This window comes from Streptomyces sp. NBRC 110035 (genome assembly GCF_000829695.1).
Classification (GTDB): Bacteria; Actinomycetota; Actinomycetes; order Streptomycetales; family Streptomycetaceae; genus Streptomyces.
Genome location: NZ_BBNN01000030.1, coordinates 1 through 17,427, shown reverse-complemented (window position 1 = coordinate 17,427; position 17,427 = coordinate 1). Strand labels below are relative to the sequence as shown.

16 protein-coding genes and 2 pseudogenes are annotated in these 17,427 nt (G+C 72.7%); 7 read left to right on the top strand and 11 right to left on the bottom strand.

All coding sequences use genetic code 11. The annotated features are described in order from the left end of the window. Positions 1 to 131: 131 nt before the first annotated feature. A complete protein-coding gene (locus TU30_RS20150) occupies positions 132 to 1,745 on the bottom strand; it encodes a PQQ-dependent sugar dehydrogenase (RefSeq protein WP_234307922.1) in 1,614 nt (537 codons plus the stop codon). A gap of 198 nt (positions 1,746 to 1,943) precedes the next feature. Then, positions 1,944 to 2,867 carry an EamA family transporter gene (locus TU30_RS20145; protein ID WP_042171901.1) on the bottom strand — a complete coding sequence of 308 codons (924 nt, stop codon included), beginning with the start codon at positions 2,865 to 2,867 and terminating at the stop codon, positions 1,944 to 1,946. Positions 2,868 to 3,013: 146 nt separating this feature from the next. Between TU30_RS20145 and TU30_RS20140 the strand changes: the two genes are divergently transcribed. Next, the gene (locus TU30_RS20140) at positions 3,014 to 3,568 is read left to right on the top strand and encodes a MarR family winged helix-turn-helix transcriptional regulator (RefSeq protein WP_042171899.1); all 555 of its coding nucleotides are present in this window, start codon (positions 3,014 to 3,016) and stop codon (positions 3,566 to 3,568) included. Positions 3,569 to 3,670: 102 nt separating this feature from the next. Here the strand turns inward: TU30_RS20140 and TU30_RS20135 are convergent, their stop codons facing one another. From TU30_RS20135 to TU30_RS20125, 3 genes are all read right to left on the bottom strand, one after another. Next, the gene (locus TU30_RS20135) at positions 3,671 to 3,946 is read right to left on the bottom strand and encodes a hypothetical protein (protein WP_042171898.1); all 276 of its coding nucleotides are present in this window, start codon (positions 3,944 to 3,946) and stop codon (positions 3,671 to 3,673) included. A gap of 166 nt (positions 3,947 to 4,112) precedes the next feature. Further along, the gene (gene malQ, locus TU30_RS20130; protein ID WP_042172229.1) at positions 4,113 to 6,242 is read right to left on the bottom strand and encodes a 4-alpha-glucanotransferase; all 2,130 of its coding nucleotides are present in this window, start codon (positions 6,240 to 6,242) and stop codon (positions 4,113 to 4,115) included. Positions 6,243 to 6,409: 167 nt separating this feature from the next. Then, a complete protein-coding gene (locus TU30_RS20125; protein WP_042172227.1) occupies positions 6,410 to 6,673 on the bottom strand; it encodes a hypothetical protein in 264 nt (87 codons plus the stop codon). Between the two features lie 295 nt (positions 6,674 to 6,968). Here TU30_RS20125 and TU30_RS20120 point away from each other — a divergent pair, with 295 nt between their 5' ends. Then, complete coding sequence (locus TU30_RS20120) at positions 6,969 to 9,869, top strand: beta-N-acetylglucosaminidase domain-containing protein (protein ID WP_042171896.1); 2,901 nt, start codon at positions 6,969 to 6,971, stop codon at positions 9,867 to 9,869. Here TU30_RS20120 and TU30_RS20115 read toward each other — a convergent pair. From TU30_RS20115 to TU30_RS20105, 4 genes are all read right to left on the bottom strand, one after another. Further along, positions 9,827 to 10,069 (bottom strand): type II toxin-antitoxin system HicA family toxin, encoded by a 243-nt coding sequence (locus tag TU30_RS20115; RefSeq protein ID WP_042171894.1) that lies wholly within the window; start codon positions 10,067 to 10,069, stop codon positions 9,827 to 9,829. The genes TU30_RS20120 and TU30_RS20115 overlap by 43 nt on opposite strands. Continuing rightward, entirely contained in the window at positions 10,066 to 10,284 is a 219-nt protein-coding gene (locus TU30_RS20110) for a type II toxin-antitoxin system HicB family antitoxin (protein WP_052479869.1), read from the bottom strand. Before TU30_RS20110 ends, TU30_RS20115 begins: the two co-directional genes overlap by 4 nt. A 368-nt stretch (positions 10,285 to 10,652) precedes the next feature. After that, the gene (locus TU30_RS33235; RefSeq protein ID WP_062189646.1) at positions 10,653 to 10,826 is read right to left on the bottom strand and encodes a DUF397 domain-containing protein; all 174 of its coding nucleotides are present in this window, start codon (positions 10,824 to 10,826) and stop codon (positions 10,653 to 10,655) included. A 3-nt stretch (positions 10,827 to 10,829) separates the two neighbouring features. Next, on the bottom strand, positions 10,830 to 11,714 hold the full coding sequence (locus TU30_RS20105; RefSeq protein WP_042172225.1) for a DUF5753 domain-containing protein: 885 nt from the start codon (positions 11,712 to 11,714) through the stop codon (positions 10,830 to 10,832). 201 nt (positions 11,715 to 11,915) lie between these two features. Between TU30_RS20105 and TU30_RS20100 the strand changes: the two genes are divergently transcribed. The 5 genes and pseudogenes from TU30_RS20100 to TU30_RS34315 form a co-directional block, all read left to right on the top strand. Then, positions 11,916 to 12,398 carry an ATP-binding protein gene (locus TU30_RS20100; protein ID WP_042171889.1) on the top strand — a complete coding sequence of 161 codons (483 nt, stop codon included), beginning with the start codon at positions 11,916 to 11,918 and terminating at the stop codon, positions 12,396 to 12,398. A 330-nt stretch (positions 12,399 to 12,728) separates the two neighbouring features. Further along, positions 12,729 to 13,358, top strand: a complete 630-nt coding sequence (locus tag TU30_RS20095; protein WP_042171887.1) for a maleylpyruvate isomerase family mycothiol-dependent enzyme — start codon at positions 12,729 to 12,731, stop codon at positions 13,356 to 13,358. Positions 13,359 to 13,385: 27 nt separating this feature from the next. Beyond that, positions 13,386 to 14,162: a replication initiator gene (locus TU30_RS34320; RefSeq protein WP_370626686.1), complete on the top strand. Its 777-nt coding sequence runs from the start codon at positions 13,386 to 13,388 to the stop codon at positions 14,160 to 14,162. Next, positions 14,162 to 14,389 carry a helix-turn-helix domain-containing protein gene (locus tag TU30_RS20080; protein WP_042171882.1) on the top strand — a complete coding sequence of 76 codons (228 nt, stop codon included), beginning with the start codon at positions 14,162 to 14,164 and terminating at the stop codon, positions 14,387 to 14,389. The genes TU30_RS34320 and TU30_RS20080 overlap by 1 nt, the downstream gene beginning before the upstream one ends. A gap of 7 nt (positions 14,390 to 14,396) precedes the next feature. Continuing rightward, a pseudogene (locus tag TU30_RS34315) lies at positions 14,397 to 15,098 on the top strand (site-specific integrase); the annotation flags it as partial. A 13-nt stretch (positions 15,099 to 15,111) separates the two neighbouring features. Here the strand turns inward: TU30_RS34315 and TU30_RS20070 are convergent. Further along, positions 15,112 to 16,618: pseudogene (locus TU30_RS20070) on the bottom strand (ISL3 family transposase). Between the two features lie 166 nt (positions 16,619 to 16,784). After that, positions 16,785 to 17,427: transposase (locus TU30_RS20065; protein ID WP_042172220.1), on the bottom strand; the 643-nt coding region annotated here is incomplete at its 5' end.

The window sequence follows — 17,427 nt, the reverse complement described above, 5'->3', positions numbered from 1 at the left end:
TGCCAGGGGCGCCCGGTGCCGCGCCGGGCGCCCCTGGTGTTCCCTCAGCCCTTCGCCTTCGGGGCAACCGGGCCGGACTCCGGCGCCGCACGAGGAGCCCGACGGCGCCACGCGGGCGCCGCGCCGGGGGTTCAGCGGCCGACGGCGCAGGCGTCCCCGTTGAGCGTGAACCGGGGCGGAGGTGACGCGTCGCCGGTGTGGCCGGCGAGGTAGCCGAGGGTGATGCTCGCGCCCGGAGCGATCGTGGCGTTGTGCGAGGCGTCGGTCGCCTTGATCACGTTGCTTCCCTGGGTCAGGTCCGTGTTCCAGTCGGAGACGACGGTCTGCCCGAGAGTCAGGGGGAACTCCAGCGTCCAGCCGTTCACCGGGGTGCCGCCGGTGTTGGTGACGGTGAGGTCGACCGTCGTGCCGGTACCCCAGGTCGTCACCGTACGGTCCACCCGGCAGGTGGGTTCCTCCCGTGCGAACGACACCCGGTGCAGGCCGCCGGGCAGATCGTTGACCACGTAGAACTCCCCGTCGGCGGTCGTACCGATCGAGGTCACCTGGGTGGGCATCTCCCCGATCTCGGCCTGCTCGTAGCCGCCGCTGCCGTCGGGGCGCAGCGCCCAGACCGTGGACGAGCAGTAGTCGGTGGCGATGTACGTGCCGCCGGCCAGGTCTGCGTACTTCTGGCCGCGGTAGACGTGGCCGCCGATGACCGAGCAGCCGCCGGTGTACGGGGAGTACGTGAAGACCGGCTCGGTGTACGTCTCACCGGGCGCGCAGTCGCCGTCCTCGAATCTCTCCAGCCCCTCGTAGCAGGACCAGCCGAGGTTCAGCCCGCCCTGTCCCGGGGCGAGGTGGTCGATCTCCTCCCACCGGCCCTGGCCGACGTCGCCGATCCACATCGAGCCGTCGGCGTCGTCGAAGGAGAACCGCCACGGGTTGCGCAGCCCGTACAGCCAGATCTCCTCGCGGGCGCCGTCCGTGTCCACGAAGGGGTTGTCGGCGGGGACGCAGTAGGGAAGCGGGTCGCAGCCACGGCTCACGTCGATCCGCAGGATCTTGCCCAGCAGGGTGTCCAGCCGCTGGCCGGAGCGGAAGGGATCCCCGGAGCCGCCGCCGTCGCCGATGCTCCAGTACAGGTTGCCGTCGGGGCCGAACGCGAGCTGGCCGCCGTTGTGGTTGTTGTACTCGGCGTGTTCCTGGGAGAGCAGGACCTCCAGGCGGGACTCGTCGAGCCGGTAACGGGCGAGGGTGACCGCGCCGTCGGGCCGTGCCGTGTACGCCAGGTACAGGTTCCGGCTGGCGGCGAAGTCGGGCGGGAGGGCGATGCCGAGCAGGCCGCGCTCGTTGCCCGATTCGTCCACGGCCGAGGTGATGTCGACGAGCGGGGCCGCAGCCAGGCCGGTGTCCGGGTGGTAGACCCGGACGGTGCCGGACTTCTCGGTGATGAACAGCCGGTCCGTGCCGTCGTCGGGGCCGACGAGGGCGGTGGGCCGTCTCAGCCCGCGGGCGACCTGGGTGGTGGTCGCGCCGAGCGACGGCAGGGGCACGGTCGGGGCGCCCTTGGCCGTGCCCGTCCGGAGCGGCACGGGATCCGCGGCTGCGGAGGCGGCAGCCCCGGCGGGCCGGGCCGCGGCGGGCAAGGGGGCCAGGACGGTCAGCAGGAGGGCCAGCAGAAGGGGTCCGGTCCAGCGGCGTCGTAGCATGTCGGCTCCAGAAACGAGGACGTGTGCACGGCGGTGGTGCTTCTGGCGCATCTGGTGCTTCTGGTGCTTCTCCGGGCAGCGGGCGCGACCGGTCTCCTGCGGGGTCCGACGCGTGGGAGCGCTCCCGCGGACTCCCAGGCTGCGCGTCGCGGAACAGGGGGGCAACGTTCGTTCACACCACTTTCGCCCCGCGTGGCGCGAACGACACGTCGCTGCTCGCGACCGGGAGACCCGCGCCGCCGCAGTTCTTCACGCCGACACCGGCGCGTCGCGTTCACGCCCTGCGGTGTCCGAGGCCGCCCCCGTGCGCCAGGAGGCCTTCCGCCGGGGCGCCGGCGCGAGCTGGCCCGCCACCGTCGCGCCGAACGCCAGCACCATGCCTGCCAGTTGGAGCGGGGTGAGGGTCTCGCCCAGGGCTGCCCAGCCGAGTACGGCCGCGGTCAGGGGGGAGAGGGGGCCCAGGAAGGTGACCTGGGTGGCGGAGAGGTGGCCCATGCCCCGGAACCAGAGGCAGTACGCGAGGGCCGTGTTCACGAGGGCCAGGTAGAGGTAGCCGCCGACCGCCGGGGCGTCCAGGGCCGGCGGGGCGCCCTCGACGAACAGGGCGAGCGGGGCGATGAGCAGGCCGCCCGCGGTCAGTTGCCAGCCGGTCAGGGCGAGAGGGCCCACGCCCTCCGGGCGTCCCCAGCGTTTCGTCAGCACCGTGCCGGTGGACATGGACGCCGTGGAGGCGAGCGCCGCCGCCACCCCGAGGGGGTCGAGCGCCCCCGCCGCCTTCAGGACGACCAGGCTCACCCCGAGCGCGGCCACCATCCCCGTGAGCAGCGTGCGCGCGGTCGGGCGCCGGCCCAGCAGCGGCCCCGCGAGGCCGGCCACGAACAGCGGGCCCACCGAGCCGACCACCGCCGCCAGGCCGCCGGGCAGACGGTACGCGGAGAGGAACAGCAGCGGGAAGAACGCCCCGATGTTGAGCGCGCCGAGCACCGCCGCCTTCCACCACCACGCGCCCTTCGGCAGCACCCCGGCCGACGCGAGCAGCAGCAGTCCGGCGGGCAGGGCACGCATCAGGCCGGTGAAGAGGGGGCGGTCCGGCGGGAGGAGTTCGGTGGTGACGGCGTACGTGGTGCCCCAGGAGACGGGGGCCAGGGCGGTGAGCAGGATCGCCCTCGTCACCGGTCCTCCCGTCGGCGCGGATCGGGTCGCGGTCACGGTCGGGCGCACCTCTCTCATCAGGTCGACAGAAAGTAGCTTAGCAGCAAGCGACTTACCTTCGAGCTTCTTTCTTGCGGGTGAGCGAGGAGCGGCCGATACTCGACGCCATGAACGCACGCCCCGAGCAGCGCACGGACGGCACGGACGGCAGAGACGGCGGAGACCGCAAGGACCCCGTGGACGCGATCGCCGAGCAGTGGGCCGGCGTCCGGCCCGATCTCGACACCACCGCCATGGAGGTCTTCGGCCGCGTCCACCGGCTCTCGCGCGCCATGGGCGACCGCGTCGAGAAGGCGTACGCGCGGTACGGGATCGCCCGGGGCGAGTTCGACGTCCTCGCCACGCTGCGCCGCGCCGGTGAGCCCTACACGCTCTCGCCCCGCCAGCTCTCCGGCACCCTGATGCTCACCACCGGCGGGATGACCGGCCGCCTCGACAAGCTGGAGCGCGCGGGGCTGCTGCGGCGCTCCCCCGACCCCCACGACCGCCGGGGCCTGCAGGTGACCCTCACCGAACAGGGGCTCGCCGTCGTCGACCAGGCGGTCGGCGCGGGGCTCGCCGTCCAGACCGAGGCCCTGGCCGCCCTCCCCCCGGACCGCGCCCGACAGCTCACCGGCCTGCTCCGCGAGCTGCTCCTCGCGACCGAGCGTTCACAGCCGTAGGAGGGCCCGCGCACGCCGAAGGCGCCGCCCCCGCCCTACCGCGGAACGCGGGTACGGGTGGTGGGGCGGCGCCTTCGGGAAGGGTGCGGGACAACGGCCGGGTCAGGCCTTGGCCTCGGCCGTGGTGCTGATGTTGGAGCTGGTCGTGTCCTTCTTCTTGTGCGACTTGTCGAGGACCATCACCAGGCCCGTGATGGCCAGGAAGAGCACGATCGGGGCCACGACGTACAGCCCCAGCGTCTCGATCACGCTCAGACCCGTGCCGGGGTCGTCGCCGTCGTCGCGGGTGAGCGCGAGCGCGGGGGACGTCATGAGCAGCATCATCAGCGTCGTACCGGCTGCCAGGGCGCCGGCGCGCAGGGCGTTCGTCTTGTCCACGGTGCCAACGTAGCGAACAGCCGCGGGGCCCGCGCGTCCGGGGTGGCCCACGCACCCCCGGCCGGCCTGCGTATGTCCGGTTCCACCCCGTTTCGCCCCCGTGCCTCTCGCCCGTCCGGCCCCGGGCCTCACCCGTCCGGCGGCCCCGGGCCTCGTCCGTCCCGGCTCAGGGCTCGACCGCCCCTCCGGCCGGCCGGCCGGTGCGGGTGCGGACCACGTCGAGCAGCGCGTGCAGTCTCGGGGACGCCGTCAGGTCCTCCAGGGTCATCGGGCGGCCCCGCGCGTCGGCGATCGGCAGGCGCCAGTTCGGGTACTCGTCCCAGGTTCCGGGGAGGTTCTGCGGGCGCCGGTCGCCGACACCGTCGGGGAGCCAGACGCCGATCATCCGGGCGGGGGTGCGCAGCAGGTAGCGGTGGACGGCCTGGACGCGTGCCTCCTCCTCGGTGGTGACGGCGCCCCCCGTGCCGGGGCCGCCGGGGCCCACCGGGCCGCCGGGGCCGTGCAGCAGGCCCAGTTCGGTCAGCAGGTCCAGCCACTCCGCCGTGTCGGCGGCGGCCTCCGCGCGCTCCTCCGACAGGGGGCGGGTGAGCAGGCCGAGGCCGTCGCGGAGCTCGACGTGTTCGCCGGTGAGGCGGGACGCGGTGGGCGGCAGGTCATGGGTGGTGACGGTGGCCAGGCAGTCGGCGCGCCAGGTCTCCGGAGGCAACGGACGGCGGTCGCCCTCCCAGGCCCGTTCGAACCAGAGCACCGACGTCCCGTACACCCCGCGTGCGCGCAGCGCCTCGCGTACGCCGGGCTCGACCGTGCCCAGGTCCTCGCCGATCACCACCGCCCCGGCGCGGGAGGCCTCCAGGACGAGGACGGCGAGCATCGCCTCGGCGTCGTAGCGGACGTACGTGCCCTCGGTGGGCGGCTGCCCCAGGGGCACCCACCAGAGCCGGAACAGACCCATGACGTGGTCGATGCGCAGGGCTCCCGCGTACCGGAACAGGGCCCGGAGCAGGGCGCGGAACGGCGCGTAGCCGCAGGCGGCGAGCCGGTCGGGGCGCCAGGGCGGCAGGCCCCAGTCCTGGCCGCGCGCGTTGAAGGCGTCCGGGGGCGCGCCGACCGACATGCCGGCGGCGAGGGTGTCCTGCTGGGCCCAGGCGTCGGAGCCCCCGGGGTGCACGCCGACCGCGAGGTCGTGGACGATCCCGAGCGGCATCCCGGCCTCGCGCGCGGCGTGCTGGGCCGCCCTGAGCTGGGTGTCGGTGAGCCAGGCCAGCCGGGAGTGGAAGTCGACGCGGGCCATCAGCTCGCGGCGGGCCCGCGCGGTCTCCGGCGAGCGCGGGTCGCGCAGTCCGGCCGGCCAGCCGTGCCAGTCGGGGCCGTGCACCTCGGCGAGCGCGCACCAGGTGGCGTGGTCCTCCAGGGCCTGGCCCTGCTCGGCGAGGAAGTCGCAGTAGGCGGCGTGGCGGCCGGGGCCGAGCGGCACCCCGTCCACGACCGCTTCGAGTGCGGCCTTCTTGGTCGCCCAGACGGCGTCGCGGTCGATCAGCGCGCCCCTGTCCAGCACCGCCTCGCGCAGTTCCGCGGCCCGCCGGAGCAGGTCCGCCATCGGGTCCCCCGGCCGGGCCCCGCCCTCGGCCGCCTTCCCGGCCCCCGCACCGACCGGCACGTACGCGAACTCCGGAACGTCCTCAATCCGCAGATGGACCGGGTCCGGGAAGCGCCGGGAGGACGGACGGTACGGGGACGGGTCGGTCGGGGTGCCGGGGACGGCCGCGTGCAGCGGGTTGATCTGGACGAATCCGGCGCCGAGGGCACGGCCGGCCCAGGCGGCGAGTTCGCCGAGGTCGGCGAGGTCGCCCATGCCCCAGGAGCGGCGGGAGAGGAGCGAGTACAGCTGGACGAGAAGGCCGTACGAGCGGGCCGGGGGCGCGGGCAGCCGGGGCGGGGCGACGATCAGGTGGGCCTCGCCGGTGCGGCCGTCGGGCGCGGTGGCTCTCACCCGGTGCACGCCGGGCGGGAGGCCGGCGGCCGAGACGCGGGTCTCTCCCTGCTCGGTGCGCACGAGCAGCCGGGTGCCCTCGGGGAGCGCGTCCAGGGCGGGCGGCGTGCCGGTGCCCCAGCCGACCACGGTGGGCGGCAGCAGCCGCCCGGCCAGCTCCCGCTCGCGGGCGGCGAGCGCGTCGCGGACGGCCCCGGGGGTTTCCGCGTCCACCCCGAGGGCGGCCAGGGCGAGGGTGACGGCGGTGGCCGAGGCGGCGACGGTGCGGTCCGGCGACGGGTTGTAGGAGGTGGCGACGCCGTGCAGGGCGGCGAGCCGGGAGAGGTCGTCCGGGAGTGCGGAAGTCGGCCCGGAGAACCACCCGGACGGCGGCTCGCAGGACGGCCCGGACGGCGGTGCGGAAGGCGGCGCGGGAAGCTCGGAAGGGTCGGAGGGCGACTCGGAAGGCGGCTCGGCCGGTCCGGGCGCGGCCACTAGGGCTCCGGGACGTACTGCGCCGGGAAGGAGTCGAGTCCGGTGGCGTCCATGGCGGCGTCGGACTCACTGGTCAGGGGGGCGGCGTCGGCCAGCGGGGGCTCGCTGGTGAGGGGTTCGGCGTCGAGCAGCGGGGGCTCGCTGGTGAGCGGGACCCCCGCGCACGGACCCTCCGCGCTGAAGACGCAGGCCTGCAGACCCTCGGCCTCCGCGCTGTGCAGGTCTTCGAAGGCGGCGGACGGCTCCGCCCCGGGTTTGGACATGGGCGGGGCCAGAAGGAACGCGGGTGCAGCAGCCACGGAGGGCCTCCTCGTCGTCACGGTTCGTGTACGGATGCGCCGTTCGGCGCGTTCCTCGCTGCCCCTACCCAGCGGACGCGAAGGCAGGCATACCAATCCGTACAACGTGCTCCTGCTCACATGGTGTTCCCGTTCCCACGTCCCGCATGCGGACAAACCTGCCACAACGGCCACTGCCGTTGACACGCCCGGAGCACAATGGTGGGCTCCGGGCGTGCCAATGGATGATCGGGACGGTTCTGTCTCCTCGGGAGGGGCCTTGCAGCTACGGCGTGGGAAGAGCGCGGTCGCTCTCGCGTTCGCGGTCGTCGCCGGAACTCTGGGCGTCGCGCCCGTCTCGGTGGCGGCGCCGTCCGTTCCCGGGACGACCACGTCCCCCGTTCCCGACCGGGCGGAGGCGGGCCTGGCCGTCTGGCCCCGCCCCCAGTCCCTGCGGGCCGACGGCGCCCCGGTCGCGGTGACCGCCGAGGTCGCGCTGACCGCCGACCCGTCGGCCGACCCCCGTGCCGTCGCCGCCCTGCGGGAGCTGCTGCGGGAAGCCGGCGCACGCCGGTTCACCGCCCCCGGCGGCAAGGCGCCCGCAGGGGCGCTCGTGGTGCGGATGGGCGCGGACCGGCCGGCGGGCTCCCGCCAGCAGGACCTCCGCTCCCTTCCCTCCGGTGGCTACACGCTGACCGTCGGCGAGGAAGCGGTCGCCCTCACCGGGGCGGGCGAGGACGGCCTGTTCCACGCCGTCCAGACGCTGCGTCAGCTCCTGCGCCCCGACGGCACCTTCACCGCCGCCGTCGTACGCGACTGGCCGGGCACCGCCGTGCGCGGCATCACCGAGGGTTTCTACGGCACCCCGTGGACGCACCGGCAGCGGCTGGACCAGCTGGACTTCATGGGCCGCACCAAGCAGAACCGGTACCTGTACGCGCCCGGCGACGACCTCCACCGGCAGGCCCGCTGGCGCGAGCCGTACCCGGACCGGCAGCGCGCCCAGTTCCGGGAGCTGGCGGAGCGGGCCCGGAGCAACCACGTCACGCTCGGCTGGGCGGTGTCGCCGGGCCAGGCGATGTGCTTCGCCTCGGACGACGACCTGCGGGCGCTGACCCGCAAGCTGGACGCGATGTGGGCGCTGGGCTTCCGCGCCTTCCAGCTGCAGTTCCAGGACGTCAGCTACAGCGAGTGGCACTGCGGCGCGGACGCGGACCTCTTCGGCTCCGGCCCGGACGCCGCCGCCCGCGCCCAGGCGTACGTGGCGAACGCGGTGGCCCGCCACCTGGCGGACCGCCACCCCGGTTCCGCCGCCCTGTCGTTGATGCCGACCGAGTACTACGAGGAGGGGTCGACCGAGTACCGGCGGGCCCTCTCGGACGCCCTGGACTCCGGGGTGGAGGTGGCGTGGACCGGGGTCGGGGTGGTGCCGAGCACCATCACCGGCGGCGACCTGGCCGAGGCGCGGCAGGTGTTCGCGCGCCCGCTGGTGACCATGGACAACTACCCGGTCAACGACTTCGCCCCCGGCCGGATCTTCCTCGGCCCCTACCAGGGCCGCGAGCCCGCCGTGGCCGCCGGTTCGGCCGCCCTCCTCTCGAACGCGATGGAGCAGCCCGAGGCGTCCCGCATCCCCCTGTTCACGGCCGCCGACTTCGCCTGGAACCCGCGCGACTACCGCCCCCAGGAGTCCTGGCGGGCCGCGATCGCGGATCTCGCGGGCGGCGACCCCGAGCTGGACGAGGCGTTGTCCGCGCTGGCGGGCAACGACGCGTCCTCGGTCCTCGGCGCCGAGGAGTCGGCGTACCTGCGGCCGCTGCTGAAGGAGTTCTGGCGGACCCGCGCGGACGCCGGCGGCGACGACGGCCGCGCGGCCGAGAAGCGGCTGCGCGCGGCCTTCACGGTGCTGCGCGAACTGCCCGACACCCTGGCCGGCCACCCGCGCACCGCCTCCCTCGCCACCGAGGTCGCCCCCTGGACCGGGCAGCTGGCCCGGTACGGGGAGGCCGGCGTGACCGCGCTGGACATGCTGCGCGCGCAGGAGTCCGACGACGCGGGCGCCGCCTGGACCGCGTACCGGAAGCTGGCCGGGCAGCGGGCGGGACTGAAGCCGGCCCGGGTGACGGTCGGCAAGGGCGTCCTGGACCCGTTCCTGGACCGGGCGCGGAACGCGTACGAGACCTGGGCGGGCATCGGCCGCGAGGCGACCGCCGGGTCCGGCGGCCGGACGGACGACGGCGTGCTCCAGCTGCCCCGGGTCCGGGACCTGAGCACGGTGACGGTCCTGGCCGAGCCAGGCACCACGGGGACCGTCGAGATCCACGCCCCGGGCGCGGGCTGGCGCAGCCTGGGCACGCTGGCCGCGTCCGGCGCCACCGAGCTGCGGGTGGACGGCCCGGCCGGCGCCGTCCGCGTCACCGGCGCGGACGCCTCCCGGATACGGCACGTCGTGCCGTGGTTCACGGACGAGCCCGGCGCCTCGCTGAAGCTGCCGGACCTCGCGGACGGGACCCTGGACACCGACATCGGCGGCACCCGCCGGCTGACGGCCACGCTGGGCTCGCTGCTGCCCGGAAAGGTGCGCGGCAAGGTGACCGTCGAGGCGCCGAAGGGCGTGAAGGTGGGCGTACCGAAGAACACCCTGACCGTCCCGCGCGGCACGCCCGTGGAGGTGCCGGTCGAGGTGACGGTGGCGCCGGGGACACCGGCCCGGTCGTACGAGGTGCGGCTCGGCTTCGGCGGGGCGACCCGGACCCTGACGGTCAACGCCGTCCCGCGCACCGCCGGCCCCGACCTGGCCCGTACCGGCACGGCTACCTCCTCGGCCGACGAGACGCCCGACTTCCCCGCCTCGGCGGCGAACGACGGGGACCCCGCGACGCGCTGGTCGTCCCCGGTCGAGGACGACTCCTGGTGGCAGGTCGAGCTGGAGAGCCCGGTGCGGCTGGGCCGGGTCGACCTGCACTGGCAGGACGCCCACCCGTCGGCGTACCGCGTCGAGGTCTCCGCCGACGGCCACAGCTGGCGCACGGCGGCATCGGTGACGGACAGCGCCGGCGGCCGGGAGACGCTCCGCATGGACGAACCCGCCGTCCGCCACGTCCGCGTCCAGGGCGAGAGCCGCGCGACGCGGTACGGCTACTCGCTGTGGTCGGCGGAGGCGTACGCGGTCGCGGACTGACGGGCGCATTCCACCGGCTGGCAGGGGACCGAACGGAGGGCGCCGGGGGCGAGGCTGCGGTGGAGGGGGACGATGACGATCCGCTCTCCGCTGCGGTGTTTGGCGTGGCTGCCACGGGTGGTGATGTGCTCGAACCCGCCCCGCTCCAGGGCCTTGGCCACCACGGCTCCGGAGAGGCCCGTGGGGACGGCGGGGCTCACGCGGCGCGCCGCACTTCGACGGGGGCCGTGATCACGTCGGTGACCTCGGGGGCGGGGGCGTCCTCGAAGTAGAGCTCCAGCGCTTCGCGAAGGTTCTCCAGAGACTCCTCGACGGTCTCGCCCTGGGAGGTGACCTCGACCTGGAGGCAGCGTGCCACGTACCACTCGCCCTCGTGGGTGATCGCGGCGGTCAGACGCAGTGCGTCAGTGGTCATGTCGTCAGTCTGGCACGCACTGCCCCCGCCGGTCAGCGGCTCTCCCCGCTGTCACCCGCGCCGCGCTGCCCCTGGCACCGGCACTGCTCCTCGCGGGCATCGGCGGCCTGGCGTTCGGCACCGGCTACGGCAACGCTGGCGGCGGCACCGTCTCTGCCCTGGCCCCCCGGCCGCCTACGCGGCCTGCCTCCTGGCCTCGGCAACGGCCCTCCCCCTGCTGAACCGCTCGGCCGACCCGTCCCAACTGCGGTACGCCTGAGCGGCGGCGCGACGGCCATACCCCGGCACCGGGGAACGGAGGTCCGCCGGGGACCGGGGCATGGCCGCCGTGCCGCCGTGCTTGACGCAGGCCAAGACCGCTGCTGCAGTCAGCCCAGCGACGCGGTGAATTCCGCCCAGGTCGCCGCGGCGAGGCACAGTATTGGACCGTCGGGGTCCTTGGAGTCCCGCACGGCCACGGCGTGGGGGGCGTCGAGGGCGACCTCCACGCATTCGCCGGAGGTGTTGCTGTAACTGGACTTCACGAAGTCGAATTCGGGCACCGGTCACATCTCCTGTCGGATGGTGTCGATGAGCCGGACGGAGTCACGAGGCGCAAGGCTCCGCCGGGCCGTGCGGTCGAAGAGGTCGCTGTACTCGCTGCTCGCCGCCTCGTTCTCCACCCACACGCTGGAGGCGATGGTGTCGGCCTGGACCACGTCCACCGCCTCGGTCTCGTCGAACGACAGGATGGTGAACGGGCCCGTGATGCATGGATGTCCTCCTGCGTGGAACGGAAGGACTTGAAGCCGGACGTTCCCGAGTTCGGCCACCTCCAGAAGACGTTCCAGCTGTCGGCGCATCGTCGAGGAGCCACCGATCAGCTGTCGCAGCGCCGCCTCCCAGACCACGGCGTACACGTCGAGCGGGTGTTCCCCCACCAGACGGTCCTGCCTGCGCATCCGGATGTCCACGATCCGCTCGATCTCCGCAGGGTCCTCCCAAGAGCCGACCCTTTCGCTGACCGCCAGCGACCGTGCGTACTCGGGCGTCTGGAACAGTCCCGGCACCAGCGAAAGCTGCCAGGTACGCACCCGACTCGCGGCGTCCTCCATGGCGAGGTACTCGGTCAGCGCACCCGGGTGCGGCGAGTCCTGCCACCATCCCTTCGCCTTGCGCCTCTCACGGTCCAGCCTGGCGAGTTCCAGCAACTGGACCACCGCCTTCTGGTCCGTCAGGCCGTAGAACTCGCACAGCGCACGGATGTCCGGATCACGCATCGGCACCCAGCCGCGTTCCATTTTGACGATCTTGGAGTTGGTGGCGCTGATGACCTCAGCGGCCTGTTGCTGAGTCCTGGCCGCCGCATCCCTCAGACGGAGGAGCTCCCCACCAAGTCTGCGGCCCAGGACAGTTGACGACCGGTTACCCAGTTGCGCAGTTCGTTTCACCCCCACATGGTGCCGGAATCAACTCGACACAGGGAATCATGGAGACAATTGCCTCCGATCCAGTTGCACTCAGTGCGACCGACTCGCTACGTTCAGCACCCGGCCGCTCGCCGTGCGGCCCCGCCCTCGGTGGAAGTGCACCGCCTGCCCCCGCGCAGGCGCGGCAGAGCCACCGCCGCCCGTACCGGGAGACGCGCCCCCATGCCCGTACCCGAACCCTGTGCCGCACCCGAGCCCGGCTCCACGCCCGAACCGGTCCTCCAGGAGGACCTCCTCACCTACACCCCCACCCAGCGCAGCGTCCCGCTCGCCCGGCGCAGAGCGGCCCGGCTCGGCACCGAATGGGGGCAGTCGAACCTGGCCGGGGACGTCGCCCTCGTCGTGTCGGAGCTGATGACCAACGCCCTGCTGCACGGCAGCGTCCGGGGCCGGTTCGTCCGTGTACACATCACCCTCGGCCGGAACACTCTGCGCGTGGAAGTGAGCGACCCGCGTGGCGAGCGGCTACCGCACCCGCGCCCGACCGGAAGCACCGCCGACCAGTTCGGACGCGGACTCCTGCTGGTCGACGCGCTGTCCACACGGTGGGGCTGGGAACCACGGACCGTGGGCAAGACGGTGTATGCCGAGTGGGACGTCCCCGTGCCCCGCCAACCCCCCACAGGAACGGAAGAGATCGCCTAAAAGAGCGTGTTCTTGAAGACGCGGATTGCGGGGTCGGGTGCGGGTGACGGCCTTGGATGCGGCAGTGGCCCCGCCGGAGGCGGGGCCACTGCCGAGGGGTGGCGGTGCGAGGTGAGACGGTCCTGAATCCGAGCAGCCGCTCGGCACAGGGGCCTGTGGATTGCCGGCGAACGGCACCCCATCTCCGATACACGCTCTGGCAGACGCCCCCATAAGCACGAGAAGCACGTGGTTCCGGGTGGTCCCGGTCACGCTCACCGAGCGATGAGTTCCCGCAGTGCCGGGAGTCCTACGGGGGGCGAACGCTGTGGTTGAGTGAAGGAGAAGCCAATGAACAACGACATCTGGCCGATGGTGCATACGGAGCGTGCGGCGCTGATTGATGACCTCGCGCACCTCGATGACGAGCGGTGGGGGCAGCCGTCGCTTTGCGAGGGGTGGACCGTGCATGACGTGGCCGCCCATCTGGTCCACTCGGCTCGGACGACACGCCTTGGTTTCGTGGTCGGCCTTGTCCGGGAGCGGTTCGACTTCGACCGTCAGAACGCACGCGGTGTGGAACGCGAGCGTGGTGCCTCACCGCAGGAGACGTTGCAGCGGCTTCGGCAGGTGGCGTCGCGGAGGTCGACCCCCCCGGCGCCCCTGGACAGCCGGCTCGTCGAGGAGGTCGTCCACGGTGAGGACATCCGCAGGGCACTGGGGCTCACCCACTCCTACCCGCCGGAGGCTGTCACCCGAGCGCTGCGCCTACAAGCTCGTACTCCTGCGTCTTTCGGCGGAGCCAAGGAGCTGACAGCCCGTGTCCGGCTCACGGCAGTGGACACCGACCTGTCCATCGGAGACGGTCCGGAAGTCAGGGGACCCGCGCTTTCCTTGCTGCTGGCCGTCTCCGGGCGACGGGTGGCACTGGAGGATCTTGACGGGCCGGGAATCGCCAGGCTCATGACATCGTGCCGGTGACGCTGCAGTGCGGGTTCAGCTCGCGGACTGGTCCACTTCCACGCCGTCATCCGGCTCGACGGCCCCGACGGCAGCAGCCAGCCCCCGCCGCCGTACGCCACCGTCGCCGTACTCACCAAGGCCGCCCGCGCTGCCGCCGCCGCGCGGGTCCGCGTCACGGTCGCCTCGGATACGGTCGGGGAACGCGAACTCTCCTGGGGCGAACAGTTCGACGTACGTGAGATCGCCGCCTTCGGCGCTGACGCCGAATTCACCGACCAGGCGGTGGCCGCCTGTGCGGCGCAGTACGCCACCAAGTCCGCCGACGTCTCCGGCACCCTCGGCCGTGCCCTGTTCTGCCGCCCCTGCCAGGGACGCGGCGCCACCGTGCTGCCCCACGGCACCCCGCTCCCGTGCACCGCGTGCGACAGCACCGGGCAGGCCCGGCCGCTGTCCCGGCTCGCCGTCGCCCGGCATGTGCGACGGATGATCCGCACCTGCTGGGAACTGGGCAAGCTGCCGGAGTTCGCCCACCTCAAGCTCCGGAAGTGGGCGCACATGCTCGGCTTCCGGGGCCACTTCTCCACCAAGTCCCGCAGCCACTCCACCACCCTCGGCGCGCTGCGCGCCGCCCGCCGCGCCTGGCGCACCGAACAGGCCCGCGTCCACTCCGGACTGCCCGAGTCCGACCCGACGACCACGCTCGTCGTCGGCCGCTGGGACTACCTCGGCTCGGGCTACAGCCCCGGCGTGACCCTCCTCGCCGCCCACGTCCGGCACCGCAAGCAACTGGAACGGCAGTTCGCGGCCGAAGGGGGCTGCTGATGGCCTCACCCCCGACTGCCGTCCTCCACGCGAAGGCGGCGCCGACGCTGGATCTGCTCACGGTGCCCCAGGTGATGGCGCGCCTCCAGCTCGGCTGCTCCGCCGTCTACGACCTGCTCCGCACCCGCCAGCTCGCCTCGATCACCCTCGACCGCGCCCGCCGCATCCCTGCCCACGCGCTGGCCGCCTTCATCCGCACCCGCCTCGACCAGGAAGCCGCCGCCTGATGACCACACACCGCGACACCCCCGCCTCCCGCCGCGTCCGCGCCAACGGCGACGGCGCCGTCTACCAGCGCAAGGACAGCCGCTGGGAAGCCGCCGGACCGGACTCCGCAAAGGCGAACTCCTCGGCCCCCACTGGGAAGACCTCGACCTCAACGCCGGGACGGCCGCCATCCGCCGCTCGCTCCAGCGCCCCCGTACCGGGGGCCTCACTGCGCTGCCCACCAAGACCCTCGCATCTGAACGCCGCATCGCTCTACCGACCGAATGCCTCTACTCCCTCAAGGAGCACAAGGAACAGCAGGACAAGGAACGCGAGACGGCAGGGCCGGACTGGAAAGACAGCGGCCTCGTCTTCACCACCCCGACGGGCGGACCTCTCGACCCGGCCAACCTCACCCGGCGCTTCCGCAGCTTCCTCGACCGATCCGGGCTCCGGCGCATCCGCTTCCACGATCTCCGCCACTCGACCGCCACTCTGCTCCTGGAACAGGGCGTCGACCTCGTCGTGATCAAGGAGCTGTTGGGCCACGCCCACATCGGCGTCACCGCCGGCGTCTACGCCCACGTAAGGCTCCGTCTCCAACGCCAAGCCATCGACACCCTGAACCACGCCCTCGGCCTAACCGACGACGACCCCGACGACCCGCCCGCGACAGCAGCAGTCGTCGGGTCTGTCAATCAAACGGCTCTGTTCCGTAGTCGGTGGTGACGGTGCGTGCTCCTTATTGCAGGAGGATGCGGTGACGGAGGAGGTCGAATCCTGCTCGGCCGTGCATCTGCCGCATGATCTTCTTGGTTCGGGTATTGACGCCCTCGGTCCGGCCGTTGTGGTGGGGCAGGGTGAGGCCGGCGTTCACGGCGGCGCGGTCGAGTTCGAGGCCGTTGCAGAAGCTGTGCAGGTGGGGCAGGCCAGCGGTGCGGACTGCGGCGATCCACTGGGTGAGCTTGTCGTCGTTGGCCTGGGCCGGGGTCAGGAACGCGGCGAACTCGCCGGTGAGTCGGGCGAGTGCGGTCATCTCCGGGCACGCCGCGGCGAGGAGGCCGAGCAGGTCGGTGTCCTTGGTCCACAGGCGCTCGGGGTGGGTGAGCAGGAGCCGGGCGACGCGGCGGGGGGTTGTCACGGGGCGGTCGCCTTCGGCGCGGCCCTGATTGAGGTAGCGGACCAGCAGGTTGGCACTGCCGGTATAGCCCAGTTCCCTGATCTCGTGCAGGAGGTGCGTGACGGGAACGGCCGGGTTGTCGGACCGGCGTCGGCGCAGGTGGTCGCGGTAGGGGTCGACCAGGGTGGGCCGGTAGCGGGGGGCCGATGCGATCCGCGGGCGATTCAGGGATGCGGGCGTAGCGCTTGACGGTGTTCAGGGCAAGGTTCAGTCTGCGGGAGCAGTCGAGCAGGCCGACGCCGAAGTCGAGGAGGGCGTGGACTTTGTGCCAGCGCTCGCGGGTGGTCTGCTCGCGGACGCCGCCGGGCCGGGGCGGGTTGACAGTGGCCCAGCAGGGGGCATGGGCGCGGACCTCGGCCAGGACTTTGTCGCACAGGTTCCGCCACAGATGCCAGCGGTCGCTGACCTGCACCGCGTCGGGCAGGGCCCGGCGGATCGCCTCGGCGTAGGTGGCCGAGCCGTCCCGGCACACGACTTCGATGCCTTTCCTACCGCGCAGCCATGCCTCCAACGTGGCGGCTTCGCGGTCGGGCAGGACATCGATGCGTTCCCCGGTCTCGGCATCGATGATGATCGTGGCGTAGCGGTGCCGGCGGCGCAGGGCGAAGTCATCGACCCCGATCACTCTCGGGATCCGCAGCGTCGGCGGGGGGATTCCTCGCAGCACCCGCAGGGCGGTGGCGAACGATACGGGCACGGCCAGTAACCGGGTGAGCCGGGCGGCCGCCCGGCCGCATAACTCCTTGACCACGCCCGAGACCTGGCTGGTCAGACGCGTGGTGCGGCGCTGAAGTCGCTCGATCAACCCAGGGACTTGCTCGCGGAAGGTCTGCCGCCGACAGCCCAGGACCGGGCAGACCAGACGTCGTACCCGGACGTTGACCACGACTTGGCGGCCATCGACCGGCACATCTGCAACGGTCCGGACGTGGTATCCGTGCACCTTCCCCGTCGGGACCCCGCACATCGGGCAGGGAAAGGGAACATCCCGGGTCCGGGCCAAGGCCCGGATCACCTCGCCGTCGTCCGCCACATCCTCGATGACCAGCGCCGAGAGCCCTGAAAACACCGTTGCCACAAGGGAGTTGATATCTCGCATACAACGTCAACGACGCCCATCACCAGCCGTCACCACCGACTACGGAACAGAGCCGAACGATTTACAGTCCCCAGCACCGGTGGGGTCGGTCGGCTCCATGGCCTTTACCCACCTCCCCGGTGACTGTTCAGGGATTTCAGCTGGTTGTAGGCAGCATCCATGGCCGTCCGGCGAAGAGGTCGTGTAGGGCAGCGAGTGGGTTGATGTCGTGTTTGCGGACGGTGGAGATGTAGGAGCGAATCCGGGCGAAGCGCCTCGCGCCGGTCAGAGTCCTCCAGGATCCGGAGATCTTCTGTTGCACCTTGATCATCCGCAGGTCTCGTTCGGCCTGGTTGTTGTCGAAGGGGACGCCAAAGTTGACCATGTACCGCTGGTACTCCCGGGTGCGGTCACGCAGTCGCTCGGCCAGCGCGCGGGCCTTGGACCGGGGCCCGGTACCGGTATAACCGGTATAGGGGTGGGCTGCGATGCCGCACAACGTGGCCTGGCGGTAGCGGTCCTGGAAGCCGGCCGGCACTTCGGGAGCGAGTGCGTCGTGTCCGTCGGCCAGGGCGAGGGCGACGCCGTCCTTGGCGTCGATCAGGACGTCGATCACCGCCTGGGCCCAGGCCGAGTCGTGGTGCTTGTCCTCGGTCACCGCGATCAGCTCGCGCAGGGCATGCGCGCCGCACAGGGCCGCGGCGTCGCCGTGGACCGTGTAGGAGGCCAGGGCGTCGGTGACCAGGATGCCGGTGAAGGCGGGCAGGACGCCGAGGTCGTCCATGGCCTTTCGGCCGCGC